The organism is Streptomyces sp. NPDC056452 (genome assembly GCF_042796085.1).
Taxonomy (GTDB): domain Bacteria; phylum Actinomycetota; class Actinomycetes; order Streptomycetales; family Streptomycetaceae; genus Streptomyces.
In genome coordinates this window covers 77,233-85,063 of sequence record NZ_JBHTRI010000035.1, presented here as the reverse complement: position 1 = coordinate 85,063, position 7,831 = coordinate 77,233, and the positions used below count along the sequence as shown (strand labels likewise).

Annotated in this window: 8 protein-coding genes; 3 read left to right on the top strand and 5 right to left on the bottom strand. The window is 71.2% G+C overall.

Features of this window, described 5'->3' with window-relative positions; genetic code table 11:
* Positions 1–39: 39 nt before the first annotated feature.
* On the bottom strand, positions 40–2,031 hold the full coding sequence (locus ACFQ6X_RS29030; RefSeq protein WP_383185681.1) for a DEAD/DEAH box helicase: 1,992 nt from the start codon (positions 2,029–2,031) through the stop codon (positions 40–42).
* 474 nt (positions 2,032–2,505) lie between these two features.
* On the opposite strand from ACFQ6X_RS29030, the gene ACFQ6X_RS29025 reads away from it, so the two are divergent.
* Entirely contained in the window at positions 2,506–3,252 is a 747-nt protein-coding gene (locus ACFQ6X_RS29025) for a ferritin-like fold-containing protein (RefSeq protein ID WP_356419021.1), read from the top strand.
* Between the two features lie 9 nt (positions 3,253–3,261).
* Here ACFQ6X_RS29025 and ACFQ6X_RS29020 read toward each other — a convergent pair whose 3' ends face one another.
* The 4 genes from ACFQ6X_RS29020 to ACFQ6X_RS29005 all read right to left on the bottom strand — a co-directional run bounded on the left by ACFQ6X_RS29020 (position 3,262) and on the right by ACFQ6X_RS29005 (position 5,135).
* Positions 3,262–3,534, bottom strand: a complete 273-nt coding sequence (locus ACFQ6X_RS29020; RefSeq protein WP_383185679.1) for a hypothetical protein — start codon at positions 3,532–3,534, stop codon at positions 3,262–3,264.
* A 211-nt stretch (positions 3,535–3,745) separates the two neighbouring features.
* The gene (locus ACFQ6X_RS29015) at positions 3,746–3,973 is read right to left on the bottom strand and encodes a DUF3107 domain-containing protein (RefSeq protein ID WP_329207656.1); all 228 of its coding nucleotides are present in this window, start codon (positions 3,971–3,973) and stop codon (positions 3,746–3,748) included.
* A gap of 136 nt (positions 3,974–4,109) precedes the next feature.
* Entirely contained in the window at positions 4,110–4,751 is a 642-nt protein-coding gene (locus ACFQ6X_RS29010) for a TetR/AcrR family transcriptional regulator (protein ID WP_329207654.1), read from the bottom strand.
* Between the two features lie 168 nt (positions 4,752–4,919).
* The gene (locus ACFQ6X_RS29005; RefSeq protein WP_383185677.1) at positions 4,920–5,135 is read right to left on the bottom strand and encodes a hypothetical protein; all 216 of its coding nucleotides are present in this window, start codon (positions 5,133–5,135) and stop codon (positions 4,920–4,922) included.
* 110 nt (positions 5,136–5,245) lie between these two features.
* On the opposite strand from ACFQ6X_RS29005, the gene ACFQ6X_RS29000 reads away from it, so the two are divergent.
* Both ACFQ6X_RS29000 and ACFQ6X_RS28995 read left to right on the top strand, forming a co-directional pair.
* Entirely contained in the window at positions 5,246–6,211 is a 966-nt protein-coding gene (locus ACFQ6X_RS29000; protein WP_383185675.1) for an alpha/beta fold hydrolase, read from the top strand.
* Positions 6,196–7,566 (top strand): DUF3152 domain-containing protein, encoded by a 1,371-nt coding sequence (locus ACFQ6X_RS28995; RefSeq protein WP_383185673.1) that lies wholly within the window; start codon positions 6,196–6,198, stop codon positions 7,564–7,566. Before ACFQ6X_RS29000 ends, ACFQ6X_RS28995 begins: the two co-directional genes overlap by 16 nt.
* The last annotated feature ends 265 nt before the right edge of the window (positions 7,567–7,831 follow it).

Here is a 7,831-nt window from a genome sequence, read left to right as displayed (position 1 = left end):
GGTGCGGGAACCGGGGCCGTACGGGACGGACCCGAGTGATCAGCCTTCGGCCGTCGCTGCTTCGGCGGCGGCCGTTGTCGCGCGGGCACGACGACGGCGCGGCTTCGCAGGCGCCTCGTCCTCGGACACGGCGACGCTCGCCACGGCCTCGGAGACTCCGGCCTCCGCCTTCACGGCGGCACGCGGCCGGCGACGGCGCGGCTTCGTCTCCGCAGCGTCCTCGGTGGCGGCCGGAGCAGCGGCCACCGCCTCGGTCTTCGGCTTGGCGGCGGCGCGGGGCCGACGGCGGGCCTTGGTGTCGGACACGGGCTCCGACGCCGGAGCGATCTGGAAGTCGACCTCGTCGACGACCGGCCTGACGACACGGGCGCGGCGACGCGGCTTGGTGACGGACTCCGCCACCGGTGCGGCAACGGCCACGGTCTGGAAGTCGACCACGGCCTCGGCGGCCGGGGCCACCGTCACCGTCTCGGCGACAGCCTTCACGGCGGTGGTCCGGGCGCGGCGGCGGCGCGGCTTCGCGTCGGCCTCCGGCTCGGCCTCGGCCACGGGTGCGGCCACGGCGGTCTCGACGACAGCGGGCGCGGCCGGAGCCTCGGCCACGGCCACCGCGGACTCCACGACGCCCTCGGGGGCGCCGACGCGGGCACGGCGACGGCGGCGCGGGGTCCGCGCCTCCGTCTGCTCCTCGCCGGCCTCCGTGGACGGCGCGGGCACGGTGACGGCGCCTTCCTCGGAGGCGCTGCCGCCCCGGGTGCGACGACGCTGACGCGGGGTGCGCGGGGCGCGCTCCTCACGAGGGGCGGGGGCGGTCGCGGCCGACTTGCGGCCGCGGCCGCCGGTCTCGCCGAGGTCCTCGAGCTCCTCGGCCCGCAGACCCGCACGGGTCCGCTCGGTCCGCGGCAGGACACCCTTGGTGCCTGCGGGGATGTCGAGGTCCTCGTACAGGTGCGGCGAGGTGGAGTACGTCTCGACCGGGTCCGGGAACTTCAGGTCCAGGGCCTTGTTGATCAGCTGCCAGCGCGGGATGTCGTCCCAGTCGACCAGCGTGATCGCGATGCCCTTGGCGCCCGCGCGGCCGGTGCGGCCGATGCGGTGGAGGTAGGTCTTCTCGTCCTCCGGCGACTGGTAGTTGATGACATGGGTCACACCCTCGACATCGATACCGCGCGCGGCGACATCGGTGCAGACGAGGACGTCCACCTTGCCGTTGCGGAACGCGCGCAGTGCCTGCTCACGGGCGCCCTGGCCGAGGTCGCCGTGGACCGCGCCGGACGCGAAACCGCGCTTCTCCAGCTGGTCGGCGATGTCGGCGGCCGTGCGCTTCGTACGGCAGAAGACCATGGCCAGTCCGCGTCCGTTGGCCTGGAGGATGCGGGAGAGCATCTCCGGCTTGTCCATGTTGTGCGCGCGGTAGACGTGCTGCGCGGTGTTCTTGACGGTCGTGCCCTCGTCGTCGGGCGACGTGGCGTTGATGTGCGTCGGCTGCGACATGTAGCGGCGCGCGAGAGAGATGACAGCGCCCGGCATGGTGGCCGAGAACAGCATCGTCTGGCGCTTCGGCGGCAGCATCGTGATGATGCGCTCGACGTCGGGCAGGAAGCCGAGGTCGAGCATCTCGTCGGCCTCGTCGAGGACGAGGACGCGGATGTGCGAGAGGTCGAGCTTGCGCTGGCCCGCCAGGTCGAGCAGACGGCCCGGGGTGCCGACGATCACATCGACGCCCTTCTTGAGGGCCTCGACCTGGGGCTCGTACGCCCGGCCGCCGTAGATCGCGAGAACGCGGACGTTACGGACCTTGCCCGCGGTGAGCAGGTCGTTGGTGACCTGCTGGCACAGCTCGCGGGTGGGGACGACGATGAGAGCCTGCGGCGCGTCGGTGAGCTTCTCCGGCGCGGCGCGGCCCGACTCGACGTCGGCGGGGACGGTCACGCGCTCCAGGAGCGGAAGACCGAAACCGAGCGTCTTGCCGGTGCCGGTCTTGGCCTGGCCGATGACGTCGGACCCGGAGAGCGCTACGGGGAGCGTCATCTCCTGGATGGGGAAGGGGGACGTGATGCCGACAGCCTCAAGGGCTTCGGCCGTCTCGGTAAGGATTCCGAGGTCGCGGAAGGTAGTCAGGGTGCTGCCTCTTCTGTGAGACGCGGTCCGAGGCGAACGCTGGGGGTCGTACCGTGCCGGGGTTGGTCATCCGGCCGTGGATGGGCCGGGTGGCGCGGGACCACTGCCGTCGCTCGAGCGCTCGTGCCGCTGAGGGGGCCCCTCATCTGCGGTCGTACGTGTCGCACACACCGCGTGGAGGGCTGTCGGGTCGGAGCCGATCGGGCCACCGACCGGGCATCCTCATTCAAGGTCGCGCTTCTGGCACATGAAAATGCTCAGTAAGCGCAATACCACTGTACCCCGGATTCGCGCATGTGTGTTGGGCGAATTCATCGGAACGGTGTGATGTCTCCGGCTGACCAGGCCCTTCCGTCCCGGAGCGGGCGGGCTATTCTGCGCTCCATGGAGACGCCTGACAACGCCACTGAAGCATCCGACGAAGCCCCCGCACCCACCGGGATCGCCGCCCAGGACTGGGCCACCGCGTCCGCCGACCCGCAGTACCGTGCCGCAGTCGTGGATCTGCTGGGCGCGCTCGCCTATGGCGAACTGGCGGCCTTCGAGCGGCTCGCCGAGGATGCGAAACTCGCGCCGACACTCGGCGACAAGGCGGCACTGGCAAAGATGGCGTCCGCCGAATTCCATCATTTCGAGCAGCTGACCGACCGGCTCACGGCGATCGAGGAGGAGCCGACGGCGGCCATGGAGCCGTTCGCCAAGGCGCTGGACGACTTCCACCGGCAGACCGCGCCCTCGGACTGGCTCGAGGGCCTCGTCAAGGCGTACGTGGGCGACTCGATCGCCAGCGACTTCTACCGTGAGATCGCGGCCCGCCTCGACACGGACACCCGCTCCCTCGTGCTGTCCGTGCTCGACGACACGGGGCACGGCAACTTCGCGGTCGAGAAGGTGCGGGCCGCCATCGAGGCGGAACCCCGCGTGGGCGGCAGGCTCGCGCTCTGGGCCCGGCGGCTGATGGGTGAGGCGCTCTCCCAGGCCCAGCGGGTGGTCGCCGACCGGGATGCCCTGTCGACGATGCTCGTGGGCGGAGTCGCGGACGGCTTCGACCTGGCCGAGGTCGGCCGGATGTTCTCCAGGATCACCGAGGCCCACACCAAGCGGATGGCCGCACTCGGCCTGGCGGCCTGACGGACGCCCCTACTGGGCCGCCGCTGACCGGACCGGCCGGCTGCCGCGCGGGCGGATGAGCAGCGACAGCGTCACCGCCCCGACGAGCACCGCGCCGGCCGGTGTCGCCAGGACATGGCCGGAGCCCAGCGCCGAGTGCGTCAGATACGCCCCGAACAGGGCCCCGAGCGCCCCGGTGACGAACACGGTGCGGTGGGACGGGAGCCGGTCGGGCAGCCGGCGGAGGGCGACCCAGGACAGTGCGAGTCCGAGCACGACGGAGCTGATGGATTCCCAGAGCACAGAGTGTCACCTCGCTTGATTGCGCGGCGGGCAGAGCGGTCGTAGGCGGTATTACCCGGGGCCGCGGAATGCAACCCTCCCCCGCCCCCGGGAAACCCCTCCGGGGGAAAACCGGTGGTGAAACGGTTGCGGCGGGAAAACGGGGGCAGCGGAAGAGGCCCGGCGGATGTTCTCCGCCGGGCCTCTTCCGCTGTCTTTCGGGTCGCGCGACCTACAGCGCGCCGAACCCCACCCGTCGGGTGCTGGGCTCGCCGATCTCCACGTACGCGATCCGGTCGGCCGGCACCAGAACCTTGCGGCCCTTGTCGTCCGTGAGGCTGAGCAGCTGCGCCTTGCCGCTGAGCGCCTCGCCGACCGCGCTCTCGACCTCTTCGGCGGAAAGCCCGCTCTCCAGAATGATCTCCCGGGGCGTGTGCTGCACCCCGATCTTGACCTCCACGGCTATGTCCCTCCGACGGTCCGTCTCTGCGCGGTGAACCGCGCCGTACGCAGCACACATTAGCCCGGTGAAGGGAACGACCACGGGTCGACCGGCAACGCCCGCAGCGAACACCGGCGCCTGCCGCGCCGGGGAGTCAGCTCTGATCGGTGCCGTGCAGCGGGAATCCCGCGATGCCCCGCCACGCGAGCGAGGTCAACAGCTGTACCGCGGTGTCACGCGGAATGCCGGACCGGCTGGAGAGCCAGTAGCGCGCAACCACCTGGGAGACACCGCCCAGGCCGACCGCGAGCAGCATCGACTCGTCCTTGGACAGGCCCGTGTCACCCGCGATCACGTCGGAGATCGCTTCGGCGCACTGCAGCGAGACCCGGTCGACCCGCTCGCGGACCGCGGGCTCGTTGGTCAGGTCGGACTCGAAGACCAGGCGGAAGGCCCCGCCCTCGTCCTCCACGTACGCGAAGTAGGCGTCCATCGTGGCCGCCACGCGCAGCTTGTTGTCCGTCGTCGACGCCAGGGCCGTGCGGACGGCCTGGAGCAGCGACTCGCAGTGCTGGTCGAGCAGGGCCAGGTAGAGCTCCAGCTTGCCCGGGAAGTGCTGGTAGAGCACCGGCTTGCTGACACCGGCCCGCTCCGCGATGTCGTCCATCGCGGCGGAGTGGTAGCCCTGCGCGACGAAGACCTCCTGCGCAGCGCCCAGCAGCTGATTACGTCGGGCGCGGCGGGGCAGGCGAGTGCCCCGCGGGCGCGCTGCCTCTGTCTGCTCGATGGCTGTCACGCCGCCTCCCAAATTTGTGATCAAGCACAGCCGTTCAGTACACGCTGCGCCGTGCAGCCATCGTACTTTTGAGTAACCCGGGTGTGCGCGGCGCGGACGCAGAATTTCACGGACCGGACTGCTGCGGTAGCCACAGATGTGTCAGGTGATGCCGCAAAGCAGGGCGTATTACCGGTAATCGTCCTCATCTTGTGCGACAACGCGGGCCTGCTCCGCCGCATCGGCCTCGTTCGCCTTGGCCCGGTCGATGTCCGTGAGCGGTTCGTCGCGCTCCTGCCGGATGTCGGCGTGCTGTTCCGCGGCGTCGGCTTCGGGGGTTTCCTGGTCCGGTTCGTCGGACTGAGTGGCCTCGAAGGTCTCCGGGTCGCTCGGGTCGACCGTCATGATGGCTCCCTTCCTTCCCTTGAAGCCTAGGAGCAACCCTTCGGGGGCGCTATGCGGCCTGTGACGGCGAACACATGAACCAGCGCGTGATCGTCTCGTAACATTGCCGCATGTCTTCGACCGAGCTGCCCGGTACCCGCGCCGCCGCCGCCGCGGTGGCTCCCACGGTCAGTGCCGTGAGGGTTGCGGAGGGTGAGAAGCTTCGCTCCGTCCCGCTGCCCGGCCTCACGCTGACCGTCCGTGCCCGCCCCGGGGCGACGGCGGGTCTCGCTCCCGCTCTCTACGTGCACGGGCTGGGCGGCTCGTCCCAGAACTGGTCGGCGCTCATGCCGATGCTGGCGGACGTGGTCGACGGGGAGGCGGTCGATCTGCCCGGCTTCGGCGACTCCCCGCCGCCGGACGACGGCAACTACTCGGTCACCGGACACGCCCGGGCCGTGATCCGGCTGCTGGACGCGGGGCAGCGCGGACCCGTTCACCTTTTCGGGAATTCCCTGGGTGGCGCCGTTGCCACCCGGGTCGCGGCGGTCCGCCCCGATCTGGTGCGCACCCTGACGCTTATCTCGCCCGCCCTGCCCGAGATCCGGGTGCAGCGGCCTGCCGTACCGACCGGGCTGCTCGCACTCCCGGGCGTCGCCTCTCTGTTCTCCCGGCTCACCCGGGAGTGGACCGCGGAACAGCGCACCCGCAGTGTCATGGCACTCTGTTACGGCGATCCGGCGCGTATCTCCGAGGAAGCCTTCCGCCATGCGGTGGCCGAGATGGAGAGACGGCTGGAGCTGCCGTACTTCTGGGACGTCATGACGCGCTCGGCACGTGGCATCGTCGATGCCTACACACTGGGCGGACAGCACGGGCTGTGGCGCCAGGCCGAGCGGGTGCTCGCACCGACCCAGCTCGTGTACGGCGGACGGGACCAGCTCGTCTCGTACCGGATGGCACGCAGAGCGTCCGCGGCCTTCCGCGACTCGCGGCTGCTGACACTGCCCGACGCGGGGCACGTGGCGATGATGGAGTACCCGGAGGCGATCGCCCAGGCGTTCCGGGAACTGCTCGACGAATGCGGCGGGAGCTGATCCGGGGCGTGGGACGACACAGTCGAAAAGGCCCGGTGGTCAAAGGGCGCGATACCGGGGCCGCTGCCGCGGTCGGCGGCGAACGCGGCACCACCCGCTCCGATTCCGGCACCGGGCGGCGCAGGCTGGACTCCGCCGCACCTTCCGCAGGGGACGGCCACACGCCGTTCCACGATGTTCCGCAGGCGCGCAGTGGCCATCCCGAACAGCGCGAGCCGGGCGGCGGCTGGGGCACCGGTACGCAGCAGCGGTACGGCGACTGGCAGGGGCTCGGCCCCGGTCAGCAGGCCTACGCCCGACAGGCCGTGGCGCGGCAGCTGACGGCCCAGCAGGCGGCGCAGCGCGCGGCCGACCGGCGCCCGACCACAGGGCCGCAGACCGGCGGCACGCCGCTGATACCGGGCCCGCGCAGGGAGTTCGTCGACGCGTTCGACCGTGCGGACGCGCCCACCGCGCAGCCCGCGGGGCTGCCCGAGGAGGCCGAAGGGTCCGACGGATCCGGGGACGCCCCCGGCGCCGGTGCCCGGGAGGGCAAGGGGGGCAAGGGCCGCGCCTTCACCGGGATCGCGGCCGCCGCGGTGACCACGGTGCTCGCGGTCGTGGTGGCCGGACAGGTCGCACAGGACTCCGGGGGCGACTCCTCGGTCGCATCGCAGGCCGCGGGCGTCGACCGGCAGGGCCCCGAGGACACCTCCCGCTCCGTGGAGCGGCAGACCCCCCGGACGCAGCCGCAGCAGGTGGAGGCCAAACCCCTGACGTACGCGGAGAAGATGGCCAAGCCCTATCCGCTCACCCCGACGCTCAAGGGGTCCGGGAAGTTCGAAGCCGTCCCGGGGCTGGCGAAAGCGCCCGGCAAGGGGCACAAGTACCGCTATCGGATCGACGTCGAAAAGGGTCTCGGTCTCGATGCGGTCCTCTTCGCCGAGGCCGTGCAGCAGACGCTCAACGACGACCGCAGCTGGGCGCACAACGGCGCCATGACCTTCGAGCGGATCTCCTCCGGCGAGCCCGATTTCGTGATCACGCTCGCCAGCCCGGGCACCACCGGGATCTGGTGCGAGAAATCGGGTCTGGACACCACGGAGGACAACGTCTCCTGTGACTCCGCCGCCACGGACCGCGTCATGATCAATGCATATCGCTGGGCCCAGGGTGCCTCGACCTTCGGTCCGGACAATCTCCTGGCCTACCGTCAGATGCTGATCAACCACGAGGTCGGTCACCGGCTCGGACACAACCACGTCAGCTGCCGCACTCCCGGCGCCCTGGCGCCCGTCATGCAGCAGCAGACCAAGACATTGGAGCTGGGCGGCATCAAGTGCCGGCCCAATCCCTGGGTCCATCCCGGCAGTTGAGCCGCTCCTGGCGGCTGTTCCGGTGCTCGGTCCGGCACGTGCGGCCGTGCGCCGCGCCGCCCGGAAGGAGCTGGCCGCAGCCTGACGCCCTGTAACCGAACGGCACCTTAGCGCGACAGAACGCGACGGGGGCGGGAAAGTTACGGTGGTTCACCCCTTTCGGTGGTGGGGCCCCCCCCCCCCCCCCCCCCCCCCCCCCCACGCCCCGACAGGGGAGGCCCGCGGGGGAGGCCCACCAACCCCGCCCCCCCCCCCCCCCAAAACG

Bases quoted from the DNA above. Each gene is read 5' to 3' on its own strand.
- ACFQ6X_RS29030 (WP_383185681.1), bottom strand. From the start codon at position 2,031: ATGACGCTCCCCGTAGCGCTCTCCGGGTCCGACGTCATCGGCCAGGCC.
- ACFQ6X_RS29025 (WP_356419021.1), top strand. From the start codon at position 2,506: ATGGAGACGCCTGACAACGCCACTGAAGCATCCGACGAAGCCCCCGCA.
- ACFQ6X_RS29005 (WP_383185677.1), bottom strand. From the start codon at position 5,135: ATGACGGTCGACCCGAGCGACCCGGAGACCTTCGAGGCCACTCAGTCC.
- ACFQ6X_RS29000 (WP_383185675.1), top strand. From the start codon at position 5,246: ATGTCTTCGACCGAGCTGCCCGGTACCCGCGCCGCCGCCGCCGCGGTG.
- ACFQ6X_RS28995 (WP_383185673.1), top strand. From the start codon at position 6,196: ATGCGGCGGGAGCTGATCCGGGGCGTGGGACGACACAGTCGAAAAGGC.